This window comes from Pseudomonas sp. ADAK7 (genome assembly GCF_012935675.1).
Classification (GTDB): domain Bacteria; phylum Pseudomonadota; class Gammaproteobacteria; order Pseudomonadales; family Pseudomonadaceae; genus Aquipseudomonas.
The window spans coordinates 6831315-6857566 of sequence record NZ_CP052861.1; the positions used below are offsets into that span (position 1 = coordinate 6831315).

Annotated in this window: 24 protein-coding genes and 1 pseudogene; 16 read left to right on the plus strand and 9 right to left on the minus strand. The window is 60.0% G+C overall.

From position 1 onward, the window contains the following. Nucleotides 1–5: 5 nt before the first annotated feature. The 7 genes and pseudogenes from HKK53_RS32830 to HKK53_RS31220 all read left to right on the plus strand — a co-directional run. Nucleotides 6–6074 (plus strand): annotated as a pseudogene (locus tag HKK53_RS32830) (YadA-like family protein); the annotation flags it as partial. 48 nt (nt 6075–6122) lie between these two features. Next, entirely contained in the window at nt 6123–6998 is an 876-nt protein-coding gene (locus tag HKK53_RS31195; protein WP_169373941.1) for a hypothetical protein, read from the plus strand. Between the two features lie 48 nt (nt 6999–7046). After that, nucleotides 7047–8219: an EAL domain-containing response regulator gene (locus HKK53_RS31200; RefSeq protein ID WP_336604949.1), complete on the plus strand. Its 1173-nt coding sequence runs from the start codon at nt 7047–7049 to the stop codon at nt 8217–8219. A gap of 45 nt (nt 8220–8264) precedes the next feature. Next, on the plus strand, nt 8265–8813 hold the full coding sequence (locus HKK53_RS31205; protein WP_169373943.1) for a hypothetical protein: 549 nt from the start codon (nt 8265–8267) through the stop codon (nt 8811–8813). A 90-nt stretch (nt 8814–8903) separates the two neighbouring features. Continuing rightward, the gene (locus HKK53_RS31210; RefSeq protein WP_169373944.1) at nt 8904–10988 is read left to right on the plus strand and encodes a prolyl oligopeptidase family serine peptidase; all 2085 of its coding nucleotides are present in this window, start codon (nt 8904–8906) and stop codon (nt 10986–10988) included. 450 nt (nt 10989–11438) lie between these two features. Then, nucleotides 11439–12068, plus strand: coding sequence for a hypothetical protein (locus tag HKK53_RS31215; RefSeq protein ID WP_169373945.1), 630 nt, complete (start codon nt 11439–11441; stop codon nt 12066–12068). A gap of 148 nt (nt 12069–12216) precedes the next feature. After that, the gene (locus HKK53_RS31220) at nt 12217–13278 is read left to right on the plus strand and encodes an AI-2E family transporter (protein WP_169373946.1); all 1062 of its coding nucleotides are present in this window, start codon (nt 12217–12219) and stop codon (nt 13276–13278) included. Here HKK53_RS31220 and HKK53_RS31225 read toward each other — a convergent pair. From HKK53_RS31225 to HKK53_RS31235, 3 genes are all read right to left on the minus strand, one after another. Further along, nucleotides 13275–13457 carry a hypothetical protein gene (locus tag HKK53_RS31225; RefSeq protein WP_169373947.1) on the minus strand — a complete coding sequence of 61 codons (183 nt, stop codon included), beginning with the start codon at nt 13455–13457 and terminating at the stop codon, nt 13275–13277. The genes HKK53_RS31220 and HKK53_RS31225 overlap by 4 nt on opposite strands. A 100-nt stretch (nt 13458–13557) precedes the next feature. After that, nucleotides 13558–13752, minus strand: coding sequence for a hypothetical protein (locus HKK53_RS31230; RefSeq protein ID WP_123409983.1), 195 nt, complete (start codon nt 13750–13752; stop codon nt 13558–13560). 236 nt (nt 13753–13988) lie between these two features. Next, complete coding sequence (locus HKK53_RS31235; RefSeq protein WP_149662255.1) at nt 13989–14348, minus strand: hypothetical protein; 360 nt, start codon at nt 14346–14348, stop codon at nt 13989–13991. Between the two features lie 245 nt (nt 14349–14593). Between HKK53_RS31235 and HKK53_RS31240 the strand changes: the two genes are divergently transcribed. Next, a complete protein-coding gene (locus tag HKK53_RS31240; RefSeq protein WP_169373948.1) occupies nt 14594–15412 on the plus strand; it encodes a shikimate 5-dehydrogenase in 819 nt (272 codons plus the stop codon). A gap of 201 nt (nt 15413–15613) precedes the next feature. Next, nucleotides 15614–16132, plus strand: coding sequence for a cupin domain-containing protein (locus HKK53_RS31245; protein WP_169373949.1), 519 nt, complete (start codon nt 15614–15616; stop codon nt 16130–16132). A 180-nt stretch (nt 16133–16312) separates the two neighbouring features. Here HKK53_RS31245 and HKK53_RS31250 read toward each other — a convergent pair whose 3' ends face one another. Further along, nucleotides 16313–16960 carry a YceH family protein gene (locus HKK53_RS31250; protein ID WP_133838825.1) on the minus strand — a complete coding sequence of 216 codons (648 nt, stop codon included), beginning with the start codon at nt 16958–16960 and terminating at the stop codon, nt 16313–16315. Between the two features lie 141 nt (nt 16961–17101). Between HKK53_RS31250 and HKK53_RS31255 the strand changes: the two genes are divergently transcribed. Then, nucleotides 17102–17611 carry a DUF1993 domain-containing protein gene (locus HKK53_RS31255; protein ID WP_169373950.1) on the plus strand — a complete coding sequence of 170 codons (510 nt, stop codon included), beginning with the start codon at nt 17102–17104 and terminating at the stop codon, nt 17609–17611. Between the two features lie 147 nt (nt 17612–17758). On the opposite strand, the gene sstT is transcribed toward HKK53_RS31255, so the two are convergent. Next, nucleotides 17759–18991 (minus strand): serine/threonine transporter SstT, encoded by a 1233-nt coding sequence (gene sstT, locus HKK53_RS31260; protein WP_169373951.1) that lies wholly within the window; start codon nt 18989–18991, stop codon nt 17759–17761. A 332-nt stretch (nt 18992–19323) separates the two neighbouring features. On the opposite strand from sstT, the gene HKK53_RS31265 reads away from it, so the two are divergent. After that, entirely contained in the window at nt 19324–20484 is a 1161-nt protein-coding gene (locus HKK53_RS31265) for an MFS transporter (protein ID WP_169373952.1), read from the plus strand. Here the strand turns inward: HKK53_RS31265 and nhaR are convergent. After that, nucleotides 20471–21370, minus strand: coding sequence for a transcriptional activator NhaR (gene nhaR, locus HKK53_RS31270; protein ID WP_169373953.1), 900 nt, complete (start codon nt 21368–21370; stop codon nt 20471–20473). The genes HKK53_RS31265 and nhaR overlap by 14 nt on opposite strands. A gap of 134 nt (nt 21371–21504) precedes the next feature. Between nhaR and HKK53_RS31275 the strand changes: the two genes are divergently transcribed. Continuing rightward, nucleotides 21505–21747, plus strand: a complete 243-nt coding sequence (locus HKK53_RS31275) for a hypothetical protein (RefSeq protein WP_169373954.1) — start codon at nt 21505–21507, stop codon at nt 21745–21747. 28 nt (nt 21748–21775) lie between these two features. Continuing rightward, nucleotides 21776–22525, plus strand: a complete 750-nt coding sequence (locus HKK53_RS31280) for a TerC family protein (protein ID WP_169373955.1) — start codon at nt 21776–21778, stop codon at nt 22523–22525. A gap of 82 nt (nt 22526–22607) precedes the next feature. Here HKK53_RS31280 and HKK53_RS31285 read toward each other — a convergent pair whose 3' ends face one another. Continuing rightward, a complete protein-coding gene (locus HKK53_RS31285) occupies nt 22608–22763 on the minus strand; it encodes a hypothetical protein (RefSeq protein ID WP_169368747.1) in 156 nt (51 codons plus the stop codon). A gap of 180 nt (nt 22764–22943) precedes the next feature. Here HKK53_RS31285 and HKK53_RS31290 point away from each other — a divergent pair, with 180 nt between their 5' ends. From HKK53_RS31290 to HKK53_RS31300, 3 genes are all read left to right on the plus strand, one after another. Further along, the gene (locus tag HKK53_RS31290) at nt 22944–23672 is read left to right on the plus strand and encodes a peptidase C39 family protein (RefSeq protein WP_169373956.1); all 729 of its coding nucleotides are present in this window, start codon (nt 22944–22946) and stop codon (nt 23670–23672) included. A 95-nt stretch (nt 23673–23767) separates the two neighbouring features. Continuing rightward, entirely contained in the window at nt 23768–23974 is a 207-nt protein-coding gene (locus HKK53_RS31295; RefSeq protein ID WP_133838817.1) for a DUF6021 family protein, read from the plus strand. Between the two features lie 17 nt (nt 23975–23991). Continuing rightward, nucleotides 23992–24207, plus strand: coding sequence for a hypothetical protein (locus tag HKK53_RS31300; protein WP_169373957.1), 216 nt, complete (start codon nt 23992–23994; stop codon nt 24205–24207). A 54-nt stretch (nt 24208–24261) separates the two neighbouring features. On the opposite strand, the gene pbpG is transcribed toward HKK53_RS31300, so the two are convergent. Together pbpG and mddA are read right to left on the minus strand one after the other, a co-directional pair. Next, the gene (pbpG, locus tag HKK53_RS31305) at nt 24262–25200 is read right to left on the minus strand and encodes a D-alanyl-D-alanine endopeptidase (RefSeq protein WP_169373958.1); all 939 of its coding nucleotides are present in this window, start codon (nt 25198–25200) and stop codon (nt 24262–24264) included. A gap of 175 nt (nt 25201–25375) precedes the next feature. Next, on the minus strand, nt 25376–26176 hold the full coding sequence (gene mddA / locus HKK53_RS31310) for a methanethiol S-methyltransferase (protein WP_169373959.1): 801 nt from the start codon (nt 26174–26176) through the stop codon (nt 25376–25378). Between the last annotated feature and the right edge of the window lie 76 nt (nt 26177–26252).

The window sequence follows — 26252 nt, forward strand, 5'->3', positions numbered from 1 at the left end:
CCGGTCTTGCCGCCGGTGCCAGTGCGACGGACGCCGTCAACGTCAGTCAACTCAATCAATTAGGCCAGAGTACGGCGACAGCCCTGGGCGGCGGCGCGGCACTTAATGCGACCACCGGGGCATGGACCGCTCCCAGTTACTCCACCAACAGCATCAACGCTGTCGGCACCAGCACCGGCCCGTTAATCAGCAACAATGTCGGCGCGGCACTGACCAACCTCAACACCAGCCTGACCAACACGGCCGCCGTCGCGGTGAAATACGACAACGCCGCTACCAAAACCCAGGTGACCTTCAACCCGGCGGGTACGGCGGTCAAGCTGACCAATATCGCGGTCGGTGTCTTGAACGCCACCAGTACCGATGCTGTGAATGGCAGCCAATTGTTTACAGACAGTCAAAACACGGCGACTGCGCTGGGTGGCGGTGCGGCAGTCAATGCCGCCACCGGGGCGTGGACGGCGCCGAGCTACTCCACCAACAGCATCAACGCTGTCGGGACCAATACCGGTCCGCTAGTCAGCACTAACGTCGGCGCGGCGCTGATCAACCTCAATACCAGCCTGACCAACACTGCCGCCGTGGCGGTGAAATACGACGACGCCACTACCAAGACTCAGGTGACCTTCAACCCGGCAGGGACTTCGGTCAAGTTGACCAATGTCGCGGCCGGTGCCTTGAGCGGCACCAGCACCGAAGCGGTGAACGGCTCGCAATTGTTCGCAACCAACCAAACCCTTAACAGCATCAACAATGGCGCGGGCATCAAGTATTTCCATGCCAATTCGACGCAGGCCGACAGCACCGCGACCGGCCTGGACAGCGTGGCCATCGGCCCGCTCGCGAGTGCGACCGTGGCAAACGGCGTCGCGCTCGGTGCTAACTCATCCGCCACTGGCACTACGCTGGCTAACGCGGCTTATGGCGTTGGCGGCACGGCGACGGCAGGCGGCGAAGTGAACATCGGCAACGGTGCCGACGGCCGTCGCCTTACCGGTCTTGCTGCTGGCAGTCAGGCCACTGATGCGGTCAATGTCAGCCAACTGAATAAAGTGGGGCAGGACACGGCGACAGCCCTGGGCGGCGGCGCGGCACTGAATGGGACTGCGGGGACATGGACGGCGCCTAGTTATTCCACCAACAGCATCAGCGTGAACGGCACCAACACCGGTCCGTTAGTCAGCAACAACGTCGGCGCGGCATTGACCAACCTCAATACCAGCGTGACCAACACCGCTGCCGTGGCGGTGAAATACGACGACGCCACCACCAAGACTCAAGTGACCTTCAACCCGGCAGGTACGGCGGTCAAGTTGACCAACGTCGCCGCCGGCACGTTGAACGGCACCAGCACCGATGCCGTGAACGGCGCGCAATTGTTCGCGACCAACCAAACCGTCAATAGCCTCAGCAACGGCGGCGGGATCAAGTATTTCCACACCAATTCAACGCTGGCCGACAGCAGCGCGACCGGTCAGGACAGCGTGGCTGTCGGTCCGGCGGCCAGTTCCACCGCGACGAACGCGGTGGCTATCGGCAATGGCGCGGTGGCGGGCGACGCCAATTCCGTCGCCCTGGGCAACGGCGCCACCACGGCTGCCGCTGTCGCCACCGCCTCCAGCGTGATCAACGGCACAACCTACAACTATGCGGGGACGGCACCGATCGGCGTACTGAGCGTCGGCAGCGCCGGCAATGAACGGCAGATCACCAACGTGGCAGCAGGGCAGGTGTCTGCGGCCAGCACCGATGCGGTCAACGGTAGCCAGTTGTTCTCCACCAACACTGCGGTCAACGGCTTGGGGACTCAGGTAAACAACCTCCTCAACAATGGCACCGGAATCAAGTATTTCCACAGCAACTCGACGCTCGCCGACAGCACCGCAACCGGTGTGGACAGCGTGGCCGTCGGCCCCGCTTCGAGTTCGACTGCAGCGAATGCGGTCGCGATCGGCAACGGCGCCATCGCTAGCACCGCCAACTCCATCGCCTTGGGCAACGGCGCCACCACGGCTGCCGCTGTCGCTACCGCCTCGGGTGTGATCAACGGCACCACCTTCAATTACGCCGGTGCTGCACCGACTGGCGTACTGAGCGTCGGCAGCGCTGGCAATGAACGGCAGATCACCAACGTGGCAGCCGGGCAGGTGTCTGCGGCCAGTACCGATGCGGTCAACGGCAGCCAATTGTTCTCCACCAACACCGCGGTCAACGGCTTGGGGACTCAGGTAAACAACCTCCTCAACAATGGCACCGGCATCAAGTATTTCCACAGCAACTCGACGCTCGCCGACAGCACCGCAACCGGTGTGGACAGCGTGGCCGTCGGCCCCGCTTCGAGTTCGACTGCAGCGAATGCGGTCGCGATCGGCAACGGCGCCATCGCTAGCACCGCCAACTCCATCGCCTTGGGCAACGGCGCCACCACGGCTGCCGCGGTCGCTACCGCCTCGGGTGTGATCAACGGCGCCAACTTCAATTACGCCGGTGCTGCACCGACTGGCGTACTGAGCGTGGGCAGCGCCGGCAATGAACGGCAGATCACCAACGTGGCAGCAGGGCAGGTGTCTGCGGCCAGCACCGATGCGGTCAACGGTAGCCAGTTGTTCTCCACCAACACTGCGGTCAACGGCTTGGGGACTCAGGTAAACAACCTCCTCAACAATGGCACCGGCATCAAGTATTTCCACAGCAACTCGACGCTCGCCGACAGCACCGCAACCGGTGTGGACAGCGTGGCCGTCGGCCCCGCTTCGAGTTCGACTGCAGCGAATGCGGTCGCGATCGGCAACGGCGCCATCGCTAGCACCGCCAACTCCATCGCCTTGGGCAACGGCGCCACCACGGCTGCCGCGGTCGCTACCGCCTCGGGTGTGATCAACGGCGCCAACTTCAATTACGCCGGTGCTGCACCGACTGGCGTACTGAGCGTCGGCAGCGCTGGCAATGAACGGCAGATCACCAACGTGGCAGCCGGGCAGGTGTCTGCGGCCAGTACCGATGCGGTCAACGGCAGCCAATTGTTCTCCACCAACACCGCGGTCAATGGCTTGGGGACTCAGGTCGACAGCCTTCTCAACAACGGCACCGGTATCAAGTATTTCCACAGCAACTCGACGCTCGCCGACAGCACTGCGACCGGTCTGGACAGCGTGTCTGTCGGTCCGACGGCCAATGCATCTGCAACTAACGCGGTGGCCATCGGCAATGGTGCCGTGGCGGGCACCGCCAATTCGGTCGCCCTGGGCAACGGCGCCACCACGGCCGCTGCTGTCGCTACCGCCTCGGGTGTGATCAATGGCACCACCTACAATTACGCCGGCGCTGCACCGACCGGCGTATTGAGCGTCGGCAGCGCTGGCAACGAACGACAAATCACCAACGTGGCCGCCGGTCAGGTCTCTGCGACTAGCACGGACGCGGTCAACGGCAGTCAGTTGTTCTCCACCAACACCGCGGTCAATGGGTTGGGGACTCAGGTCGACAGCCTTCTCAACAACGGCACCGGTATCAAGTATTTCCACAGCAACTCGACGCTCGCCGACAGCACCGCAACCGGCGTGGACAGCGTGGCAATCGGGCCGGTGTCCATCGCCGCAGGCGCCAATTCGTTTGCCGCCGGCTCGGGTTCCAACGCCACCGCTGATGGTGGTCTGGCGCTTGGGCATCTGAGTCAGGTTCAGGTCTTGGGCGGTATCGCTCTGGGTGAAGGTTCGGTCGCCGACCGTGCCCTGGCACCCGCCACCGGCACTATCCCGGTCGGTAGTGGCGCGATCGTTTATGACACCTCGGACGCTACCTTGCTCGGCTCGGTTTCGGTGGGCAAGGCCGGCAGCTACCGGCAGATCACCAACGTGGCGGACGCCACCCAGGATCACGACGCCGTGACCCTGCGTCAATTGACCGGGGCGATGGGCTCCTTGAGTTCGACCGGCACCCGTTATTTTCACACCAATTCGACGAACCCTGCGGACTCACTGTCCACCGGTGCAGAGTCGGTTGCGGTCGGTCCGGCCACCGTGGTCAACGGCGACAACGGCATTGGTATCGGCAACCAAGCCACTGTCGGTCTGGCCGGTGCTGGTGGCATTGCCATCGGCCGCAATACCCAGGTGTTGCTCGCCTCCGGTATCGCCATGGGCAGCGCGGCCCAAGCAGGTGCAGAGCAATCAGTGGCGTTGGGCGCCGGGGCCAATGCGAGTCAGGCCATGAGCGTGGCGTTGGGCTCAAGTTCGGTGAACACGGTTGGGGCCGAGACGAATTACAGCGCCTATCGCTTGGCGACTCCGCAGACATCGGTCGGCGAGATCGGCGTCGGTACGGCGCTGGGCAATCGCAAGTTGACCGGGCTGGCGGCAGGCACCCAGGACAATGACGGGGTCAACGTGGCGCAACTGAAATCGGTGGGTGATCAGGTGGATCAAAACACCACGAGCATTACCAACCTGGACGGTCGGGTCGGCGGCCTCGAGAGTCTTGTTGGCTCCGGTGGTGGCATCAAGTATTTGCACGTCAACTCGACCGGCGTCGACTCGGCGGCCACCGGTATCGACTCGATGGCCTTGGGCCCCAATGCTCAGGCGTCGGGTAATGCCTCGGAGGCGATAGGCAGCGGCGCCAGCGCTTCCGCTACAGGCAGCGTTGCCTTGGGCGCAGGGGCCAATGCGAGCCAGGCCATGAGCGTGGCGTTGGGATCGGATTCGCTGACCTCAGTCGGCGCCGAATCGGGTTACAGCGCCTATCACTTGGCGGCTCCGCAGACATCGGTCGGTGAAATCGGCATCGGTACTGCGGCGGGCAATCGCAAGCTGACCGGGCTGTCGGCGGGTACGCAGGACAACGACGCGGTCAATGTGGCGCAACTGAAATCGGTCGGCGATCAAGTGGATCAAAACACCACGAACATCACCAACCTCGATGGTCGGGTCGGCGGCCTTGAGAGCGTCATTGGCTCGGGCGGCGGGATCAAGTATCTGCACGTCAATTCCAGCAGCGCCGACTCGGCGGCCAGCGGCTCCAACTCGATGGCCTTGGGCCCCAACGCGCAAGCATCGGGTAGCCACTCGGTGGCGATAGGCAACGGTGCCAAGGCTTCCGCTGACGGCAGCGTTGCACTGGGCAGCGATTCCAGCGATGGGGGGCGAGGGGCGGAGACTTACACCGGCCAGTATTCCGGGGTGAACAACGTGAGCTCGGGCACGGTGTCGGTGGGCGATGCGGCGACCGGCACAACTCGCACTGTCAGCAACGTTGCCGACGGCAAGGACGCCACCGATGCGGTCAACGTGCGGCAGCTCGATGGTGCGGTCGCCGAATCGAAGCAGTACACGGATGACTCGATCGCCAATCTCAATGGCGCTGCGGTTCAGCAGGGCGCCCGCATCAGCACTGTCGAGGGCGATGTCTCCAACATCAAGAACGGCACCGACGGCATGTTCCAGGTGAGCAACGGCAGCGCGGCCGCCAAGCCGAAAGCCACCGGTGTCGATTCGATAGCCGGTGGTGCGGGGGCGATGGCGTCGGGCAAAAACAGTGCGGCGGTGGGCACCCAGTCGCAGGCCAGCGGGGAAAACTCGGTCGCCCTGGGCAACGGTGCCAAGGCGAGCGCCAAAAACGCCACGGCACTGGGCGCCAATGCGGTGGCTGATCGCGAGAACAGCGTATCGGTCGGCAGCGTGGGCAACGAGCGGCAGCTTACCAACATCGCGGCAGGTACCAGCGGCACGGACGCGGTGAACGTCGACCAGTTGACCAAGAGCGTGGCGGGCATCACCGACAACGCGAATGCCTACACCGACCAGCGTTATTCGGAGCTGAAAAATGACATCAAGAAGCAGGATGAAACGCTCAGCGCGGGGATTGCCGGTGCCATGGCGATGGCCAGCTTGCCGCAGTCTTACTCGCCGGGCGCCAGCATGACGACGGCGGCCGCCAGTACCTATCGCGGTCAAGCGGCGTTGGCTTTCGGTGTTTCACATTTGTCCGGCAATGGCCGGTGGCTGACCAAGGTGCAGGGCAGTACCGACACTCAACGCAATGTCGGCGTAGCCGTGGGCGTTGGTTACCAGTGGTGATGGCTGTTTTTGATACTTCTCTATCCGACTTTTTCTCAGGCAAAAACTATGAACATGAAATCGATTTTCGTCACCACGCTGATCACCCTGCTGGCGTTGGCCGGTTACGACAAGTTCCTGGCCAACAAGCCGACGGATGTCCCTGGCAACTGGATCGACGTTCCCGCGTTGCCGGTGATTCATGATGCGATATTCGAGCTGTCACCGAAGTTCAACGGTCAGCGTAATACGCCGGTGATGGAGCAGCTTTGCGCGCTGGCCCGGGGCGAGGTGAAACAGGAGCAGGTCAACGCCTTCCTCAAGCAACAAGGGGTCGATGCACAAACGTTGCCCACCCACGGCAGCCAGTTCTCGCTGTTGGTCAACGGTGATCAGGCGGGGCAGACCACGGCGTGTGCGGCGTATCTGGCGACCACCGTGTTGTCGACGGTCGATGCGGCGGAGTTCATGCGCCCGGTCACGACACCGGCGGCCAATGGGCAGCCGGAGAAATCTTCGCTGCAGGTCGATAACGCGCTGTTGGCCGCGGCGCTGTCGATCAAGCTGGCGGAGGCGCGGGCCAATGCCGATGTGTTTGCAGTGATCGCCGCCGAGTTGCAACGCAGTCCCGGTTTAACCGTTCCCCAATATCGTGAGCGCGCCAGGCAGTTGTTTGATCGGCTGGCACCGACTTACCTGCAACGGATCAAGGATCAACTGCCGCCTGCGGGCACGCAGTACAAGCTGGTGGAAATGGATGACAGCCGCTTCGTGTTCAGCAGTTCCCTGGGCAGCGTATTCGAGTTTGGCAGCAACGGTCTGATCCTCAACCAGAGCGGTATCACCTGGTATGGCGAAGGCAAATTGCTGGGGCGCGATTATCCCCTTCAAGTGGCGTACTTTTCGCCGCTGATCAAAGGGCTGCTGACACCGCCCCAATCGTAATCCTCGTGCCTGATTACTCCATCACCCTGCGAGCCACCCAAGATGCCCATGCTCCCGCTACGCGTTCTGGTCCTTGAGGATCATTCCTTCCAGCGTTCGGCTGCGCTCGACATGCTTCGGCAATTGGGCTGCCGGGAAGTTTTTGTCGCCGCCGACGGTGCGCAAGCGCTGGCCATTCTCGAGCGAGTGGGGCCGGTCGATATCGCGTTGTGCGACCTGCGAATGCAAGGCATGGGCGGCCTGGAATTCTTGCGTAGCGCAGGTCTGTCCGGGCTGGTGGGGTCGATCATAATCAGCAGCGCGCTGTCGGCGGATTTGCGTCGTAGCGTGCGGAAGATCATTGCGTTGTCGGGACTGGTGATGCTCGGCGACATCGGCAAACCCTTGCGGCTTGATGCGTTGCAGGAGTTGTTGGCAAGGCACGCGCGACCTTTTCCTTCGGTGACGACGCTGGCCAGTCAGGAGGCTATGCGTCGGGCGCTTGACGATCAGCAACTGCACGCTTATTTCCAGCCGAAATTCGATCTGCTGACCGACGGGGTTCAAGGTGTCGAGGTTCTGGCGCGATGGCATCACCCCGTCAAAGGCGTGCTGCCGCCCTCGGTATTCATGCCCGTGATGGAGCAGGGCGGGTTGATGGATGAACTGTTGTTCCTGCTGTTGCATCAAGGACTGAACCTGCAACAACACGCTCGGGAGCGAGGCCATCACCTCAACGTCGCGTTCAATTTGCAGCCCGCACAACTGACCAGTCCTGGGCTTGTTTCAAGCATCAAAACGATTCTGGACGCCCACGGTGCATCGGGTTGCGACCTGACGTTCGAGCTGACCGAAACGGGTTTGCTGGAAGAGCCGGCAACGGCCATGGAAAGCCTGGTGCGCTTGCGGATGATGGGCTGCCAGCTCTCCATCGATGACTTCGGCGCAGGATTTTCGTCGTTGCAACGCCTGTGTCAGTTGCCTTTCAACGAGATAAAACTCGATGGCGAATTTGTCCGCAGCCTCAAACACAGACCACGTTGTCGAGCCGTCATCAGCAGCACGCTGGCCCTGGGTGAAGCCCTGGGCATGTCGGTGGTCATCGAAGGCATTGAGACCGAAGAACAGCGTCAGGAGCTGTTGGCGCTCGGGTGTACCCAAGGGCAAGGCTATCTGTGCGCACGGCCCATGGGTCGCGAGGATTTATTGAGTTGGCTGGATGCACGGCGTATCGCCCGCTGAGGGGACGCCCGACAGCTATTGATGCGGCGTCATCCGGTCATTTCCATGAACAATATCGAAAGAAAGAGAGACCCCATGCCATTACCGAAGAAGTTCTATCAAGCTCTCAGCCTGGTCGTTATGGGACTGGTCTTGCTGGGATGCTCAGTTGAAGCCAATACGCCCGAGGCCACTGTAAAAAAACTGGCGGACTGGTATCTCAAGAACGGCTTCAAGGAGGGCTATAGCGCTTTGTTGAAGGTCGAGGATGCCAAGCCACTGTTTGACCCGGCCGTTATTCGTCTGTTGGCTGAAGCGAAAGTCGAACGCGACAGGCAAATCAAGGCGCATCCCGGAGACAAGCCTGCTTTTGTCGACAACACGCTCATCACCGGTTTCCAGGATCGGGTTGATCAATATCGGATTTTAGAAACCCGTCAGTGGGGGGAGATCGCCCATTCAGAACTGGCCTGGGCCGCGCTGGGCGACAAGACCTTCTATGACACCAAAGTGCTGTTGCGCAAGACGCCGGAAGGCTGGCGCATCACCGATATCATCTACGATGAAAATTACCCGGCCAACCGGCTGACCGAGGCGTTGAGGATCGATCACTGACAGGACGTCGTGCGGGGGGCTGCACCCATATGAGTTTGTATAGAGTGTTAGCATTCGTGGCCTCTGACTTTGTCCCAATGAAGGCCACTGATGTCAAAACTCATCCAATCCGACCTCATCGCCGCCGATGCGGTCTCTGCCCTGGAGCCTGCCAGCGGCAGCGATCCTTACCTTTGGCTTGAAGACGTCGAGGGCACCCGGTCGCTTGAATGGGTGCACATTCAGAACGCCAGGACCCAGGCCCGGCTCGCCCAGTCCGACAGCTTCAAGCAGATGGAAGCCGAGCTGCTGGCGGTGCTCGACTCGGATACGCGGATTCCCGGCGTACAGAAAATCGGTCCCTGCTATTACAACTTCTGGACGGACGCGGCCCACCCTCGGGGGCTCTGGCGTCGCACCACGCTGGAGGAATACCGCACGCCGCAGCCGGAGTGGGAGACGGTACTCGACATCGACGCACTGAACGAGGCCGAAGGCGAGAACTGGGTTTGGCAAGGCGCCGACTGCTTGCATCCAGACTACCAACGCTGCCTGATCGCGCTGTCACGCGGTGGTGCCGATGCCAGCGTCACCCGTGAATTCGACTTGAGCACCAAGTGCTGGGTCGACAACGGCTTCCAGCTGCCCGAGGCCAAGGGTGGCCTGGGCTGGATCGACCTGGACACTGTTTATGTCTACACCGATTTCGGTGACGGCACGTTGACCAGTTCCGGTTATCCGCGAGTGGTCAAACAGTGGGCGCGCGGTACCCCGCTCAGCGCCGCCAGCGTGGTCTACGAAGGCCAGCCGGACGACCTGTACATCTCGGCCATGCACGATGATACGCCGGGCTTCGAGCGCGATTTTGTCTGCCGCACGCTGGCGTTCTACAACGACGAGATGTACCTGCGTAGCAAGGACAACACGCTGACGAAGATCGATGCGCCGAACTCGGCGAGCAAGTGGGTGCACCGGGACTGGCTGCTGCTGGAATTGCGCGATGACTGGGAAATGGGCGAGGGATACGCGTCCGGTTCGCTGTTGGCGATCAGGTTTGACGATTTCATGGCTGGCCAGCGCAACGTTGACGTGCTGTTCGCACCCACCCCTTCCAGTTCCCTGGCTGGGGTCATCTGCACCCGAAATCATCTGGTCCTGAACGAACTCAATGACGTCAAGAATCGCCTGAGTGTGCTGACACCCGGCGAGAACGGCTGGCAGCGCAGTGAGTTCACGGGAGCGCCGAACTTCGGCACCGTGGACGCCCGCGCCGTGGACAGCGACGACAGCGACGCGGTTTGGCTGACCTCGGCCGACTACCTGACGCCGACTACCTTGTTTCTGGCCGAGATCGGCCAGGCGCCGGAAGCGCTGAAGACCATGCCGGCGTTTTTTGATTCCAGCCATCAGGTGGTCGAACAGCACTTCGCCGTGTCCAGGGATGGCACCCGCGTGCCGTACTTCCTGGTGCGCCCGAAAGACCTGAAACTGGACGGCACCGCGCCGACGCTCTTGTACGGCTACGGCGGTTTTGAGGTCTCGTTGACGCCTGATTATTCCGGAGGCCTGGGACGCGCCTGGCTGTCGAAGGGCGGCGTCTATGTGGTCGCCAACATCCGCGGTGGTGGCGAGTATGGCCCGCGCTGGCATCAGGCGGCGCTGAAGGAAAATCGTCCGCGCGCCTATGAGGATTTCTCGGCCGTGGCCCAAGACCTGATCACTCGCAGGATCACCTCGGCGCAACACCTGGGCGTGCAGGGCGGGAGTAACGGCGGCCTGCTGACGGGCAATATGCTGACGCAGTACCCGGAACTGTTCGGTGCGGTGGTGGTGCAGGTGCCGCTGCTCGATATGCAGCGTTACAACCAGCTATTGGCCGGGGCTTCGTGGATGGCTGAGTACGGCAATCCGGACGTGCCGCAAGAGTGGGCCTACATCCAGACTTTCTCGCCCTACCACCTGTTCGATTCGGCCAGGTCCTACCCGCCGGTGTTGTTCCTGACATCGACCCGCGATGACCGCGTGCATCCGGGCCATGCACGCAAGATGGCCGCGAAGATGATCGAGGCCGGCAAGAACGTGACGTACTACGAGAACATCGAAGGCGGCCACGGCGGTGCTGCCAGTAATGCGCAGTCGGCGCACATGGACGCGCTGACCTATGGCTTCTTGTGGGAACAGTTGAGCAAGACATAAAACTTCAGCGTGATCACCGTAGCCGTCGGCATAAAAGTCGACGGCTACCGGCATAAATACCTTAGATATATCCAGGAGCGGAACAAGTTTGCGGCTTCAATAAAGGTGTCAAATCGCCGCGGATGATGGTTTGGGAAATTTCCTACATACACTACCGAAAGGTTCAATGAACATCGAAGCCATCAGCCGTCACGGACAGTGCGAATATGAGTTCCTCTGAGTGGGTACGAAAGGTGAAAGTCGAGTCCGCATTTAATCGAGAGGTCGAACTAAAGCGATCTGCCGCACAAGCAATGGAGAGGGCACAGGCAATATTATTTGAAGAACTGCAAGCGTCTGAGGCACTTTTGGCAAGTGTTGCAGATCAGTTCGGCTACAGCAGATTTCAAGTGAGCGATGACTGACAGTGCACGTGGTTGAAGTTGTGTCGCCAGCAAACAAAGGAGCGCTATGAATCGGTCAACGTTATTTTTTGGACTCTTCAGTGTCGCCTTCGGTGCGACAGCCGCTGTTCCCCCGCCCAAGGAAGCATTCGATGCGGTCGGATGGCCGGCCTCTCTGAAGGAAGCGCCTTCAGAAAACCTAATGCTTGGGACGTTCGTTATTCAATTCGAGAAAACAACGCTGGCGCAGGTGATGAGCGAAGCGTCCATTGGCACCATCGCGCATCGAGGCGATGCAGGTGGTAGTGAGTACTGGTTGTGCTACAGCCAACCCAGTGCCGGAGTGCGGATCTGGATCATCTCGAACGGTGAGATGGGGGGTGATGAACACGCTGTGACGGGTGTTGTTGCCGAGCAACTCAAGACTGTACGGTCGAGCAAAGATTGTCCTGCGTTACCGGTACAGCTGCAGCCGCCGTCACTCGCCAATCAGCTATGGCTGGGCACCATGGACCTGGAAATTCAAAGCGTGCTTGGGATGCCTTCACATCAGGCTGGCGCATGGCGGACTTTCGACTTCCAAGGCACAAAGAAAGGTAAGTGCGAAGGCGGCTATGACGTCTATAACTGGCTGTGGACCCGGTCGGACAAAGGGCGTGTCAACAGGATTGAAACGGGCCAAATAACCAGCTGCTAGCCCAACTTCTGGTCACCTTCAGCCTGATCACCGTGGGTTTATCGAACTGGATCTATGCTTGTTGAACAAACGGATGGCACTCGCGCGAACCGTGGCGGACTAAGCATCAGACGCGCACCTGCGTCCTTTGCACTGACATGGATCGGACATGAAAGAAACCGCGCTACAAAACAGATCGCTGCTCGTCTTGCTGCTGGTGGTCACCCTGGCGTTTATCGGGATCCTGCTGCCGTTTTACGGCGCGGTGTTCTGGGCCGTCATCCTCGGCATCGTGTTCGCGCCGTTGCAACGGCGCCTGCAATTGAAATTCGGCTGGCAGCGCAACCTGACGTCGCTGTGCACGTTGGGTATATGCCTGGTGATCGCGATTCTGCCGGTGATCATCATCAGCGTTTTGCTGGTTCAGGAGGGGGCGTCGCTGTACAGCCGCATTGAAAGCGGAGAGCTGGACATTGCCGCCTATGTGTCGCAGTTCAAGCATGGCTTGCCGCCGTATTTCCAGCATTTGCTCGATCGGTTCGGTGTCGGTGAGTTGAAAGGCTTGCAGGACAAAGTCGTCAAGGGCGCGATGCAGGGCAGTCAGTTTGTGGCCGCGCAGGTGGTCACGTTTGGCCAAGGCACGTTCGAGTTCATCGTCAGCTTTTTCATCATGCTGTACCTGTTGTTCTTCTTTCTGCGGGACGGCGCCGAACTGGCGCGTAAAGTCCGTACCGCCGTACCGTTGCAAGAACACCAGAAACGCCGTTTGCAGCTCAAGTTCAATCGCGTGGTGCGGGCCACCGTCAAAGGCAACCTGCTGGTGGCGATCACACAGGGCGCGTTGGGTGGTTTGATTTTCTGGTTCCTGGACATTTCCAGTGCGTTGCTCTGGGCGGTATTGATGGCGTTTCTGTCGCTGTTGCCAGCGGTGGGGGCGGGGATTGTCTGGGCGCCGGTGGCGTTGTACTTCCTGCTCAGCGGCGCGATCTGGCAGGGCGTGGTGCTGGGGCTGTTCGGGGTGTTCGTGATTGGCCTGGTGGATAACGTGCTACGGCCGATCCTGGTGGGCAAGGACACGAAGATGCCCGACTACATGATCCTGATCTCGACCCTGGGCGGCATGGCCGTGTTCGGTCTGAACGGGTTTGTCATCGGGCCGCTGATCGCCGCGCTCTTCATGTCGAGCTGGGCGATCTTCATCGAAACCAAACCGCGGGTGCAGTTGCCTTAGGCAATGAGCTGAACCGTGCCGATGCGTTGCGACAGGGCTTGGGCGGCGGGAAGCGAGGTGAGCGGGCCGCTGATCGGTTCGCCGTCGCGCATCACATACCAACAGGCGAGCAATCCCAGCTCTCTGAGTGATGCGGGAACGGCGCTGCCGATAACGGACATGATCTGAACCTGAGACATAAGTACCTCCATCAATCTATGGGGCTACCTTACGGTCCAGGCGGTTCAACGGATAATCAACGTTCTCGATAGTGGTCATTGATGCCAGCGAGTGTGGCGGTCAATCCACGACCAGATCGAGCATATGCACCACTTCCTGCTCATTGAGCAGGCCTTTGCGCACCAGGTTTTCGGCCAGCAGCGAAAGAAACTTGGCGCTGCGATGGCCTTCCAGGTGCTTGAGTTCGGTCAGTGCGTTGTACACCTTGCTGGAAGTGCACAAGCCGACATTGCGATGCGGGTTTTGCGTGGGCATGAGGTCGTCCTTGTTTTTATCAACCTGTTGTTTACGGACAGCTCCAACTGTGCGGACCTGTCATGACATAAATATGACCGTTTTTCCTAAAGCAAGGGAAGGGCGGTCGAGTCAATCTTGCCTACTTTACCTGCCGACACTGTCCCGACAGCGACCTTGACGAGATTTATTCAGACCTCGCCCGACTGGCGGGCATAAAAAAGGCCCCGCTTTTAAGGCGGGGCCTGATAAGTCAGTTAGTAGCGTGGGCCACCATAGTAACCGTGGGGGCGGCCGTAATAGCCGCGGGGCGGGCCGTAATAAACCGGCGCCGGGCGGTAGTACACCGGCTGCTGCACATAAACCGGGGCCGGCTGGTAATAAACCGGTGGTGGCGGTTGTTGTACGTAAACCGGTTGTGGCTGAACGTAAACCGGCGCCTGCTCTACATAGACTGGCCGATTGGCGTTAATAAGGGCCGAGCCGACGATGGCCGAGCCAACGATCGCACCAAACACCGCTGGACCTTGCCAGCCGCCACCGCCATGGGCTTCTGCCTGCCCTGCGACAGCCAGTACACCGATCAACAAGGCTACTGTGGGGATTTTACGGATCATGATAATTCCTCGGTTCTTCGACCCGGCGCTTGAATCTGCAATAGACCCAAGGATTGTCGCGGGGATACTTCTAAGACAGCGCTTTTTTGAAAAACTGCACAGCCGTTTGGTAAATTTTGTGTAAGGTCTGTACCGGCTTCCTTACGGTCCTGCAAAGCCCCGTGCAGACAGGCCTTATGATCGAACAGAACAGGATGGAATGGCTAATCCCGTCTATCCGAAAGTGCATTGAAAGGAGAAGTTTCATGCAGATGAACCCCAACAAAGACACCCAGCTGTGCATGTCGCTCTCAGGGCGCCCCGGGAACTTTGGCCTGCGATTTCACAATCATCTGTACGAACAGTTGGGGCTGAATTTTTACTACAAGGCCTTCAGCAGCAAAGACCTGACCGGCGCGGTCGGTGGCATTCGCGCCCTGGGCATTCGCGGGTGCGGCGTGTCGATGCCATTCAAGGAAGCCTGCATCGCGCTGGTCGATGAACTGGACGCCTCAGCGGCCGCCATTCAGTCGATCAACACCATCGTCAACACCGACGGCCATCTAAAGGCCTACAACACCGATTACATCGCCATCGCCCAGTTGCTTGAAACTCACCAGGTGCCCAAGGACTCGACCTTTGCCTTGCGCGGCAGCGGTGGCATGGCGAAAGCGGTGGCCAGTGCCTTGCGCGATGGCGGTTACGCCAACGGCCTGATCGTGGCCCGCAATGAGCGCGCCGGGCAGGCTTTAGCCGAGTCGCTGGGCTATGAATGGCAAGCGGAACTCGGAGCCAAGCGCCCGCAGATGCTGATCAACGTCACGCCCATCGGCATGACCGGCGGGCCAGAGGCTGATCAACTGGCGTTCGACGCTGAAGTGATCAAGTCTGCAGAGACCGTGTTCGATGTGGTAGCGATCCCCTCGGAAACACCGCTGATTGTGCGTGGTCGAGCCGAAGGCAAGCGGGTGATCACCGGGCTGGAAGTGATCGCGATCCAGGCGTTGGAGCAGTTTGTGCTTTATACCGGTGTCCGGCCGACGGATGAGCAGTTCCAGGCTGCGGTGGCGTTTGCCCGGAGCTGATTTCAGTTAATGGCTTGGCTTTGCTGGCCCCTTCGCGGGCAAGCCTCGCTCCTACGGGTTATCACCGGCCCCTGTGGGAGCGAGGCGTGCCCGCGAACGGCCGCGCCTCGGTCCCGCAGACAAACCCACACCCCAGCCTATACTGCTCGCCAGCAAGCCAAGACTTGCCTCCAACACTAAAAAACCGTGATCGAGGTCTCCATGCATCCCGCCATTCTCAATCTGGATCAGGCCGAACTGTTGCCGCTGCCTGAAGCGGTGGCCCCGACCGGCGACACCGCCGACCGTTATCAACAGCGCATGGCCCGCATCGGCCAGCAACTGGGCGCGCAGAAGCTCGGTTATCGCTTGTATGCGCTGGAACCGGGGATGCGCGGCAGTCCGTTTCATAGCCATCGGGTCAACGAGGAGATGTTTTACGTCGTGGCCGGGGAAGGCGAGGTGCGCCTCGGCGCCGAGCGCTTTCCGATCCGCGCCGGCGACGTGATCGCTTGCCCGCCGGGTGGTCCGGAAGCGGCGCATCAGATCATCAACAGCAGCAATGCCGAATTGCGTTATCTGGTGGTCAGTACTCAGCAATCGCCGGAGATTTGCGAGTACCCGGATTCCGGCAAGTACGTGGTCATGGATGATTTCAAAGTGGACGCCGAAGGCAACACTTCAGGTTTCGTCGCCGTAGCCAGGCAGGCCGACGGCATCGACTACTGGGACGGCGAATAACATTCCCGGATTAATCCGATTTGTGTAGTAGCTGCCGAGCCTGCGAGGCTGCGTCCGACTGCGAAGCAGTCGTAAAACGGGCTCCACGGTCATTTCAGCTAAACCGCGAGCGCAGGATTTGCGAGGACTTCGTCCTCGAACGCAGCCTCGCAGGCTCGGCAGCTGCTACGGACAGCCTCATTATTCGAGACGCGCCAGGCGCTCTTCCAGCGCCGCAATCCGCGCCTCCAGCTCTTCGATCCGCTCCACCGACACGCCGCCGCCAGCGCCACGTTCCGTCGGGTTCTGCCGTGCCGCCAGAATCACTTCGATGTCCGCCGGATCGCCCAGTGCATGCATATAGCGGTCTTCACGCTGCCCCGCCTGACGCGGAATCAACAGCGCCAGACCGCGAGCGATCAAGCGCTCCAGCTGATGCACCACTTGCTCGGCATCTTCAAACTCATGCATGCGGCCGCTGCGGGTCAGCAGTTCATTCACGGTTTGCGGGCCGCGCAGAAACAACAGCCCGGTCAGGATCACCTGGGCCGGCACCAGCTCCAGCGCCTTGTCCACCTTGTGTTCCCAGCGGTCGGCACGGCTGCCCATCACCAGTCGGGTAAACCCGCGACCTTCGAGGGCGCGCAGGCTCTGGCCGACCTGGCCCTGGGTCAGGTTCATCACCGGTTCGCGGCTGGTTTTCTGGTTACAGGCAATCACCAGCGCATTGAGGGTCAGCGGATAGGTTTCCGGGCTGGTGGCCTGTTTCTCGATCAAGGCGCCCAGAATGCGGATTTCCGTGCTGTTGAGGCGCGGCTCGTCGAAGGTCGTCTCTTGCTCAGTGCTCATTCGCGCTTTTCCCTTTGCTGTCGAAGCATGCAGTCGAAGCCGCCTAGCCTAATCCTTGCCGAACAAAAGGCAAGCCGCCCGGTCATCAAGCATGGCTATAATCGCTCCACGTTTTCACACCCGCCACAACACGAGACTGCCATGACCATTTCCCTGTACGCCGCTTCCGTCCCGGTTTTCAAACAAATGCTCACCGCCCTGAGCGACGTTCTGAACAAGGCTGAAGCCCACGCCACCGCGAAAAACATCGACCCGAACGCGTTCCTGCAAGCCCGCCTGTACCCGGACATGTTCCCGCTGGTGCGTCAGGTGCAGATCGCCGTTGATTTCGCCAAGGGCGTTTCTTCGCGTCTGGCCGAAGTCGAAGTGCCGAAGTACGAAGACACCGAAACCACCTTCGCCGAGCTGCAAGCACTGATCAGCAAGGTGCTGGCCTACATCGGCGAGATCAAGCCCGAGCAGATCGATGGCAAGGAAGGCATCGAGATCATCACCCGTCCAGGCACGCCGAAAGAGAAGCGCTTCAGCGGCCAGGCTTACCTGTTGAGCTACGGCCTGCCGCAGTTCTTCTTCCACGTCACCACTGCCTACGCCTTGCTGCGTCACAACGGTGTGGAAGTGGGCAAGCGCGATTACATGGGCGCGTTCTAAACCACCCGGCTACAAAAAAGCCCGCCAAGGTTTGCGCCTTGGCGGGCTTTTTCGTTTTCCTTTGCCTTTGTAGGAGCCAGGCTTGCCGGCGAAGGCGTACTCAAGATCGCCTTCGCCGGCAAGCCTGGCTCCTACAGAGGTGGGGTATCAGGCCAGACGTTGGGCTTTTTCGTCTTCACCCAAACACGCTGCGGCTGTGAACAACACATCGGTAGACGAATTCAACGCCGTCTCCGCCGAATCCTGCAACACACCAATGATGAAACCCACCGCCACCACCTGCATGGCAATCTCACTCGGAATGCCAAACAGACTGCACGCCAGTGGAATCAGCAACAACGAACCACCCGCCACACCCGAAGCACCACAGGCACAAATCGCCGCGACAACGCTGAGCAAAATCGCCGTTGGAATGTCCACGGCAATCCCCAGGGTATGCACGGCCGCCAGGGTCAGCACGGTAATCGTGATCGCCGCGCCAGCCATGTTGATGGTCGCACCGAGCGGGATCGACACCGAGTAGGTGTCTTCATGCAATCCCAGGCGCTTGCTCAATTCCAGATTCACCGGAATGTTCGCCGCCGAACTGCGGGTGAAGAATGCGGTAATGCCGCTTTCCCGCAGGCATATCAGCACCAGCGGATACGGGTTGCGTCGCAGCTTCCAGAACACGATGGCCGGGTTCATCACCAGCGCCACGAACAGCATGCAGCCGAGCAACACGGCCAGCAGGTGCACGTAGCCGATCAACGCACCGAAGCCTGAGGTGGCCAGGGTCGAAGCCACCAGGCCGAAAATCCCCAGCGGCGCAAAACGGATCACCAGGCGCACGATCAAGGTCACGCCGTTGGACAGGTCACCGAGCACTTCGCGGGTGGTGTCACCGGCATGGCGAATCGCAACGCCCATGCCGATCGCCCACGCCAGAATGCCGATGAAGTTGGCGTTCATCAGCGCGCTGACCGGGTTGTCGACCACACTCAGCAACAGACTTTGCAGCACTTCACCGATACCGCCCGGGGCCGTCACCGCGACATCGTGCGTGGCTAACACCAGGCTCGACGGGAACAGCGTGCTGGCCACCACGGCGACAACCGCGGCGGCAAACGTGCCCAATAGATAAAGAAACAAAATCGGCCGGATGTGGGTTTCCTGGCCGTGTTTATGGTTGGCAATCGAGGCCATGACCAGCACGAATACCAGAATCGGCGCGACGGCTTTCAGCGCCGCGACAAACACTTTGCCGATGAACGCGGTGGACTTCGCCAGTTCCGGCGCGAACAGGGCCAGGGCGATGCCGGCGATCAGGCCGATGATGATTTGCGTGACCAGGCTGGTGCGTTTCAAACGGTGCAATAGGGAAGGGGATGAAGCGCTCATAACGGTATCTCTGATTTTTTTGGGTGCAGGGTTCCGCAGGTCACGCAGCAATAAGCGGGGCAGGCCACATGGAGGAACCGAGGGAGTATCGCGCCATCAATGCCAGCAACTGGCCGATGAACAGGGTGTACGAATCGCAGGGCGCGGACTTTATCACAGGGTCGTCCCGATCCTTCAGACCTGTGACGATCTGCCACTCGGGTTTCAACGCAATCGGCAGGTTCGTGCAACCCGGCCGGGAAACACTCTGTTAAGATTCGCCCTCCTCATTTTCAAGTTCTGCCAGCGGGCCTTCGGGCTATCGCTGCTGTCGTCGTTTTCTGGAGTTCCACATGCTGCTGCCCATTCTTCTGTTGTCGGCCGCCGGTTTCACGGTGCTGACCACGGAATTCATCATCGTTGGCCTGTTGCCGGCGATTGCCCGAGACCTGGAAGTCAGCATTCCCCAGGCCGGTCTGCTGGTGACGCTGTTCGCCTTTACCGTGGCCGCGTTTGGTCCGTTCCTGACCGCATACTTCGCCCGCTTCGAGCGTCGTAAGCTGTTTATCTCGATATTGATCATGTTCGGCGTGGCCAACACGGTTGCGGCGTTCGCGCCGAATATCTGGGTGATGGCCTTTGCCCGGTTGATTCCGGCGCTGGGCCTGCCGGTGTTCTGGGCCCTGGCCAGTGAGACCGCAGTGGACATCGTCGGGCCGGATCACGCGGGGCGGGCCATTTCCAAAATCGGCTTTGGCATTGTTTGCGCCATGGTGTTCGGCATTCCGGTCGGCACGCTGATTTCCGATGCATTCGGCTGGCGCAGCGCCTTTGGCATCCTGGCGGTGATCGCGATTGCCAAGGCTTTGCTGCTGTATATCTACTTGCCGCGCACCCTCCTGCATCAGAACCAGGTGAGCTTTCGTTCACAGTTCAAAATCCTGCGCAGCCCGTTGATGATCGGCCATGTGCTGCTGTCGATCCTGGTGTTTACCGGCATGTTCACCGCTTATACCTACCTGGCGGACATTCTCGAACGCCTGGCCGGTTTCAACGGCACGCTGGTCGGCTGGTGCCTGATGGGCTTCGGTGCGGTCGGGCTGATCGGCAACTGGTGGGGCGGCCGCGCGGTGGACCGTCATCCGCTGATCGCGTCGATGATGTTCTGCGCGTTCCTGATTGCCGGCCTGATTGCATTGGTGCCGAACATTCAGTCGCCGCTCGGTCTGGCGGCGGCGATGGGCATTTGGGGGATCACTCAGGCAGCCCTGTTTTTGGTCAGCCATGTGCGTTTGATGAAAGCCGCTCCCGAGGCACCGGCCTTTGCCGCGTCGCTGAACATCGCCGGGGCCAACCTCGGAATTGGCCTGGGCGCGATGGTTGGCGGTCGGGTGATCAATGCCTTTGGCCTGGGTGGCCTGGGTTTCGCGGCGGCTGCTTTCATCCTCGCTTCGATCCTGCTGGCCATGGCGCTGATGACCATGGCGCCCCGTGAGCCGCTCATAGCTCAGTAAACAACTCGCGTCGGGCACCTTCGGTAATGGCGACAATGCCGGGGTGCTTGACCTTGCGTTCCACCGAGATGGCATAGAACGACTCGGTCACCGCGTCGGTCTGGCCGATCAACTCCACGCCATATTGGCGTCTCACCTCGTCGGCAATCACGCTCGGGCCGATGAAAATCCCGCTGCCGGATTGACCGAACGCCTGCATCAACGCGCTGTCATCAAACTCACCGACGATGCGCGGCTGGATCTGCTGCTCGGCAAACCAGCGCTGCAAACGACTGCGCACCACGGTTTCCGGCCCGGGAATCAACAGCGGTGCGCCGTGCAGGCTGCGCGGGAAGTCCTGTCCGTACTGCGCCGCCAGTTCTTGTGTCGCAAAGAAACTGATCCCGCATTCCCCGAGCTTCTGGCTGTAGCCCTTGATGTCCAGGTGCGACGGCATCGGGCTGTCGGAAATCACCAGGTCCAGGCGCTGGATCGCCAGGTCGGCGAGCAAGCGTTCCAGTTTGTCCTCGCGACAGGTGATGCGCAGCGGTTCGCTCAATTCCATGGTCGGTGCGATCAGTCGATAGACGATGGATTTGGGCACCACATCCGCCACGCCGACCCGAAACAGAATCTGCTGCTCGTTGGGCTGGGCGCGCAGCATCAGTTCCAGTTCGCCACCGAGCTGGAACATCTGCTCGGCGTAGGGCAACGTCTGGCGCCCGGCTTCGGTGAGTTCCAGATTGCGCCCGACCCGGCGAAACAACTCGATGCCGTAGGTTTGTTCGAACAGGGAAATCTGCCCGCTGATGGTTTGCGGCGTCAGGTTCAACTGCTCGCAGGCGCGCACGATGCTGCCGGTCTTGGCCACCACCCAGAAGTAATGCAGCTGTCGATAATTCAGCATGGCGACCTACACTTCGTTAAACCCGAAGTATAACCGTTAAAAATACGAATTTTCCTGAAGTGTTTGCCTCCATAGAATGCCTCGCTATCGACGGGGCGGCTTTTCGCGCCTGTCCGTTCTAACGAGGAGATCCCATGAAACTTACCGCTACGGCGCTGCTGATCACGTCTTTACTGGTATTGGCCGGTTGTGACCAGGCCGAAAAGAGTGCGCAACAACTGATGGGCAAGGCCACCGAGAGCGCCAAACAGGCGATCGACGACACCCATAAAGCCGCCGAACAGGCGCTCAGTGATGCCACTGGCGGCCTGATCAGCAAGAAAGAACAACCGGCCGAAGAGAAAGAGAAAACCGAATCTTCGTCCCAGGAAATCTAAATCGTCTTAAGCGAGTCAGGACTGACCCATGGAATATCTTGTAGAACTAGCCGCCAGCCCCACCGCCTGGGTCGCCCTGGCCACGTTGATCGTCATGGAAATCGTGCTCGGCATCGATAACCTGATCTTCATTTCGATCCTGACCAATAAACTGCCCGAGCAACACCGGCAGAAAGCCCGCCGCATCGGTATCGGCATGGCGCTGATCCTGCGCCTGGCGCTGTTGAGCACCATCGCCTTCATCGTGCAGTTGACCGAGCCGGTGATCGATATCCTCGGCCAGACGTTCTCCTGGAAGGACATGATCCTGATCGCCGGTGGCCTGTTCCTGTTGTGGAAGGCGACAACCGAGATCCATCACAGCATGGATCCGGCGCCGGACGATCCGAAGTCGGCCACCTCCGGCGTCAGCCTCGGCTTTGCTGCGGCGATCGGGCAGATCCTGATGCTCGACATGGTGTTCTCCATCGACAGCATCATTACCGCCGTCGGCATGACCGAGCATTTGCCGATCATGATCATCGCGGTGGTGGTGTCGGTACTGGTGATGTTGCTGGCCGCTGACCCGCTGGCCAGGTTCATCAACGACAACCCGACCGTGGTGATGCTGGCCCTGGGCTTCCTGATCATGATCGGCATGACGCTGATCGCCGAAGGCTTTGGCGCTCACGTACCGAAAGGCTACGTTTATGCGGCGATGGCGTTCTCGGCCACGATCGAGGGGTTGAACATGATGTCCCGGCGGGCCAAGCAGAAGCGCTTGTCTGCCGAAGCGTAAAAGTCGGCGTTAAACAGAACGGCCGCCTGCACTCGCAAGAGTCCAGGCGGCCGTTTTTGTTTGGCGGGCTGAAAGGTGTCGGTCAGTGCGCAGTGGCGGGGCGTGCCGCCGGTTGATCGGGTTTGGCGGGGACCGATTGCACCGGATGATGATGGTGCCGGCGGGTGATGCGCAGGACTCCCCATAACATGGCGGCGGCCACGGCCAGCCAGCCGGAAATCAGCATTACGATTGTCATTGTCAGGCTCATCGTGCCTCCTCTTTGCCCTGCTTCGGGCATACACACGCTATGCAAGTGACAGTCTAGTCGCTGCTGTGTTTCAGGCTATTGACCAAAGGTCGCCTGTCACCAACCACTTCGCTCTATCGAATGCAAACAACTGCCGGTTAAGGCTATACCGCTGTCCCGTGGCGACCTATGATCAATGGCCAAGCCGGGGGCGCGATTGCCTGGCGTCTGAACAAGAGAGTAATGATGGTGCGGGTATTTTCTCGGATTCGTTCTGCGGTGCTGGTGATGGGTTGCGTCGGCGTGTTGGCGGGCTGCGCCGGTAGCGTGGCTCCGGAGGTCAAGCGGCTGCCGGAGCGTGTTGAACTCAGCGGTACGTTCTACCGTGGCGAGGCCAATCAAAGCGGGCCACAAGTCCTTGCCAGCATGTTGTCCCAGCAGGGCGTGGTGATTACGCCGGGGCTGCTGGAAAAACCCCTGCATTTGCCGGGCGCCGAAGCGCAGTTGCAGCAGAACATGCAGAATCTGGCCCGCGAGTACGGCATGGTGGTGTATCCCCTCGACAGTAATTTGCCGGCGTTGTTGACCCAGGTTGCCGCCGGTTATCCGGTGATGGTGCGTTTCACCGAAGGCTCGGCGTTCTGGGCCGAACCGCGCTACGCCATCCTCGCCGGCTACAACCGGCAGAAGCAGACGGTGCTGTTGCGCTCCGGAATGAACCGTCGCTTGTTGATGGGTTTCAATTCGTTTGAGTCCTCTTTCAAGGATGCGGGCGGCTGGGCCGTGCTGATCCAGAAGCCGAACCAGATTCCGGCCAGGGTCGATGAGCAACGCTGGCTCAAGGCCGCGAGCGACCTGGGGCAGGCGGGGCAGGAACAGGCCGCCGCACGGGCGACCAAGGCGTTGCAGGCTCAATAGCAGCTCCGTTCGTCATCTCCAGGGCACCGTCGCGTGGCCTCGGCCTCTTATGAGTAGAGCCCGGATTTCTCCGGGCCAGACTCAAGGAGGCGTCCATGGCACATTCAACTACCCCAGACGGTCCGCATTCTTCCGAGCATTCGTCTGGCCATGAGCTGGATTTCGATCCCGATTCACCGGACCTTGCTGACCCTCAGGTCGATCCCGTCGGCCCTGCCAAGGCGCCCAGGGATATCAAACCGGGCGAGGACGACAAGAAGCCGGCCAAGCCTTACGACCCGCTGGCTGATCTCAAACCCTGACGTGCAGTGAGGTGTTTATGTCTACCGATTCGAGTTTCGACGACAAACGTCCGGACAGCGTCCCGACCACCCCCGAAGATGACATCGACCCTGTGCTGGATCCGGACAGCCCAATGAGGGATCCGTTGGCGCGCCCCATGGTGGTGCCGACGGAGCATCCGCTGGGCCACAAAGACCCGAGTGCCGGGGATGGCATTCCGGATGACGACCAGATGCCGTTGCCCAATGACTAGCCTTTGGATAAAAAAAGCCCCGATCAATCGGGGCTTTTTGTTGAGGTCACGGATCTACTTGGAGGCCTCAACCACGCCACTCTGACGATGCTTCAGATTCTTCGCCGCTTTGTACTGCAAGGCCACGGAGGGGGCTTCGGTGCTGCGGCCGGTTTCGACCCAACTGCGGATCCGGCTGGCGTCGGCAAAGTGCGTGTACTTGCCGAATGCATCGAGAATCACCAGTGCCACAGGCCGATTGCCCATGCTCGTTACCAGCACCAGGCAGTGACCGGCCTCGTTGGTAAAACCGGTCTTGGTGATTTTGATGTCCCAATTGGGCTTGTTCACCAAATGGTCGGTGTTGCGAAAGCCCAGGGTGTAATTAGGTTTGCGGAACGCAACCGTGGTTTCTTTGGTGGTAGTCAGTTCGGTCAGCAGCGGGTACTTATGCGCCGCGATCAGTAATTTGCTCAGGTCGCGAGCCGTCGAGACGTTGCGCGGCGAAAGCCCGGTAGGTTCGACGAAGTGGGTGCTGGACATACCCAGCGCCTTGGCTTTGGCGTTCATTGCGGCAATGAACGCGACATAACCGCCTGGGTAATGGTGGGCGAGGGTGGCGGCCGCGCGGTTTTCCGAGGACATCAGTGCAATCAGCAACATCTTCTTGCGTGGCAACTCGCTATTGAGCTTGACCCGGGAGAACACACCTTTCATTTCCGGCGTGCGGCTGATGTCGACGTTGATGTACTCGTCCATGTTCTGGTGGGCTTCAACCACCACCAGGCCCGTCATCAGTTTGCTGACCGAGGCGATGGGCACCACCACGTCAGGGTTGTTGGCATAAATGATTTTGTTGGTCTGCAGATCCATCAGCAGAGCGCTGCCAGAAGCAATCTTGAGTTGCGAGGCGTCGCGTGGTGCTGCGGTGGTTTCCGCAGCGTGGGTCATTGGCGTGATAACAGTCCCTGTCAACGCAAAAAATAGGCTCAGGATGGAAAGAGGGATTTTCACGCGGGCGAACTCATAAGGGTGGATATGCCGTTTTGTTACGGGCTGTTTCTTAAAAACGACGCATTCTAGGAGTATGAGCTACGAAAGTGCTAGGCGCCTGTCCGACGAGCGCTTTATATGAAGAAAATTTAATGTTTTTTGGCGCCTGCCCGTGGTGAGCAGGCGTCGGATTCACTCAGTTTTGATCGTGGTGCCGCGAGCCCGGTTTACGTTTGGTCAGGGGGACGAGCATGGCAACGTTCTGTTGATAGCGTTGGTATCGCTCACCAAACAGATTCACTAGATCTTTCTCTTCAAAATGCGCACCGATCAGGATGTAGAACGTGCTGAGCAGTGCAAACAGAAGATGTCCGGCCGTCATCTCGGGCGTCGCCCAGAACACCATCACAAACCCCAGGTACAAAGGGTGGCGGACCAGCTTGTAGAGCAAAGGCGTTTTGAACGTGAGTGGCGCGGGCCCGGTAGAGCGCCAGGCGTTGATCGCCTGCTTGATGCCGAACAGTTCGAAATGGCTGATCAGGAACGTCGCGAACACCGCCACGAAACAGCCCAGCCAGAACAACGCCATGAGCAATGCGTGGCCCCATGCAGAGGTTACGCGCCAGATGGGCGTTTCCATGGGTTGCCACAACCAGAACAGCAGCACGAGCACCAGGCAGGTCGACAACACGTAGGTCGCGCGCTCGATGGGCGCCGGGACGAAGTGCGTCCACCAGCGCTTGAAACCCTGTCGTGCCATGCCGCTGTGCTGTACGGCAAACAGCGTAATCAGCAAGCTGTCGACCAGGGCTGCCAGGGGACCGCTGAGGCTGGCGCCAGCGTTGATGTCTTTGGGGACTCCGATGCCTGATAGAAAACCGATCAGGTAAAGCGTGGTGAGCAGGAAGCACAGGTAGCAGAAGAGGCTGTAAAGCAGGCCGGCGAGTTTTCCAGAGAAAACGAAAAAGCGATGGTGAGTCGGGTTACGAGGATTCATAAAGTGACGCCTTTTAAGCTATGCGCGTACTTCCTGATTCGCGTCTACGGTTTAGGGGATGTTTCGATAAGAAGTC

Bases quoted from the DNA above. Each gene is read 5' to 3' on its own strand.
- HKK53_RS31195 (WP_169373941.1), top strand. From the start codon at position 6,123: ATGAACATGAAATCGATTTTCGTCACCACGCTGATCACCCTGCTGGCG.
- HKK53_RS31200 (WP_336604949.1), top strand. From the start codon at position 7,047: ATGCTCCCGCTACGCGTTCTGGTCCTTGAGGATCATTCCTTCCAGCGT.
- HKK53_RS31205 (WP_169373943.1), top strand. From the start codon at position 8,265: ATGAACAATATCGAAAGAAAGAGAGACCCCATGCCATTACCGAAGAAG.
- HKK53_RS31210 (WP_169373944.1), top strand. From the start codon at position 8,904: ATGTCAAAACTCATCCAATCCGACCTCATCGCCGCCGATGCGGTCTCT.
- HKK53_RS31215 (WP_169373945.1), top strand. From the start codon at position 11,439: ATGAATCGGTCAACGTTATTTTTTGGACTCTTCAGTGTCGCCTTCGGT.
- HKK53_RS31220 (WP_169373946.1), top strand. From the start codon at position 12,217: ATGAAAGAAACCGCGCTACAAAACAGATCGCTGCTCGTCTTGCTGCTG.
- HKK53_RS31225 (WP_169373947.1), bottom strand. From the start codon at position 13,457: ATGTCTCAGGTTCAGATCATGTCCGTTATCGGCAGCGCCGTTCCCGCA.
- HKK53_RS31230 (WP_123409983.1), bottom strand. From the start codon at position 13,752: ATGCCCACGCAAAACCCGCATCGCAATGTCGGCTTGTGCACTTCCAGC.
- HKK53_RS31235 (WP_149662255.1), bottom strand. From the start codon at position 14,348: ATGATCCGTAAAATCCCCACAGTAGCCTTGTTGATCGGTGTACTGGCT.
- HKK53_RS31240 (WP_169373948.1), top strand. From the start codon at position 14,594: ATGCAGATGAACCCCAACAAAGACACCCAGCTGTGCATGTCGCTCTCA.
- HKK53_RS31245 (WP_169373949.1), top strand. From the start codon at position 15,614: ATGCATCCCGCCATTCTCAATCTGGATCAGGCCGAACTGTTGCCGCTG.
- HKK53_RS31250 (WP_133838825.1), bottom strand. From the start codon at position 16,960: ATGAGCACTGAGCAAGAGACGACCTTCGACGAGCCGCGCCTCAACAGC.
- HKK53_RS31255 (WP_169373950.1), top strand. From the start codon at position 17,102: ATGACCATTTCCCTGTACGCCGCTTCCGTCCCGGTTTTCAAACAAATG.
- sstT (WP_169373951.1), bottom strand. From the start codon at position 18,991: ATGAGCGCTTCATCCCCTTCCCTATTGCACCGTTTGAAACGCACCAGC.
- HKK53_RS31265 (WP_169373952.1), top strand. From the start codon at position 19,324: ATGCTGCTGCCCATTCTTCTGTTGTCGGCCGCCGGTTTCACGGTGCTG.
- nhaR (WP_169373953.1), bottom strand. From the start codon at position 21,370: ATGCTGAATTATCGACAGCTGCATTACTTCTGGGTGGTGGCCAAGACC.
- HKK53_RS31275 (WP_169373954.1), top strand. From the start codon at position 21,505: ATGAAACTTACCGCTACGGCGCTGCTGATCACGTCTTTACTGGTATTG.
- HKK53_RS31280 (WP_169373955.1), top strand. From the start codon at position 21,776: ATGGAATATCTTGTAGAACTAGCCGCCAGCCCCACCGCCTGGGTCGCC.
- HKK53_RS31285 (WP_169368747.1), bottom strand. From the start codon at position 22,763: ATGACAATCGTAATGCTGATTTCCGGCTGGCTGGCCGTGGCCGCCGCC.
- HKK53_RS31290 (WP_169373956.1), top strand. From the start codon at position 22,944: ATGATCAATGGCCAAGCCGGGGGCGCGATTGCCTGGCGTCTGAACAAG.
- HKK53_RS31295 (WP_133838817.1), top strand. From the start codon at position 23,768: ATGGCACATTCAACTACCCCAGACGGTCCGCATTCTTCCGAGCATTCG.
- HKK53_RS31300 (WP_169373957.1), top strand. From the start codon at position 23,992: ATGTCTACCGATTCGAGTTTCGACGACAAACGTCCGGACAGCGTCCCG.
- mddA (WP_169373959.1), bottom strand. From the start codon at position 26,176: ATGAATCCTCGTAACCCGACTCACCATCGCTTTTTCGTTTTCTCTGGA.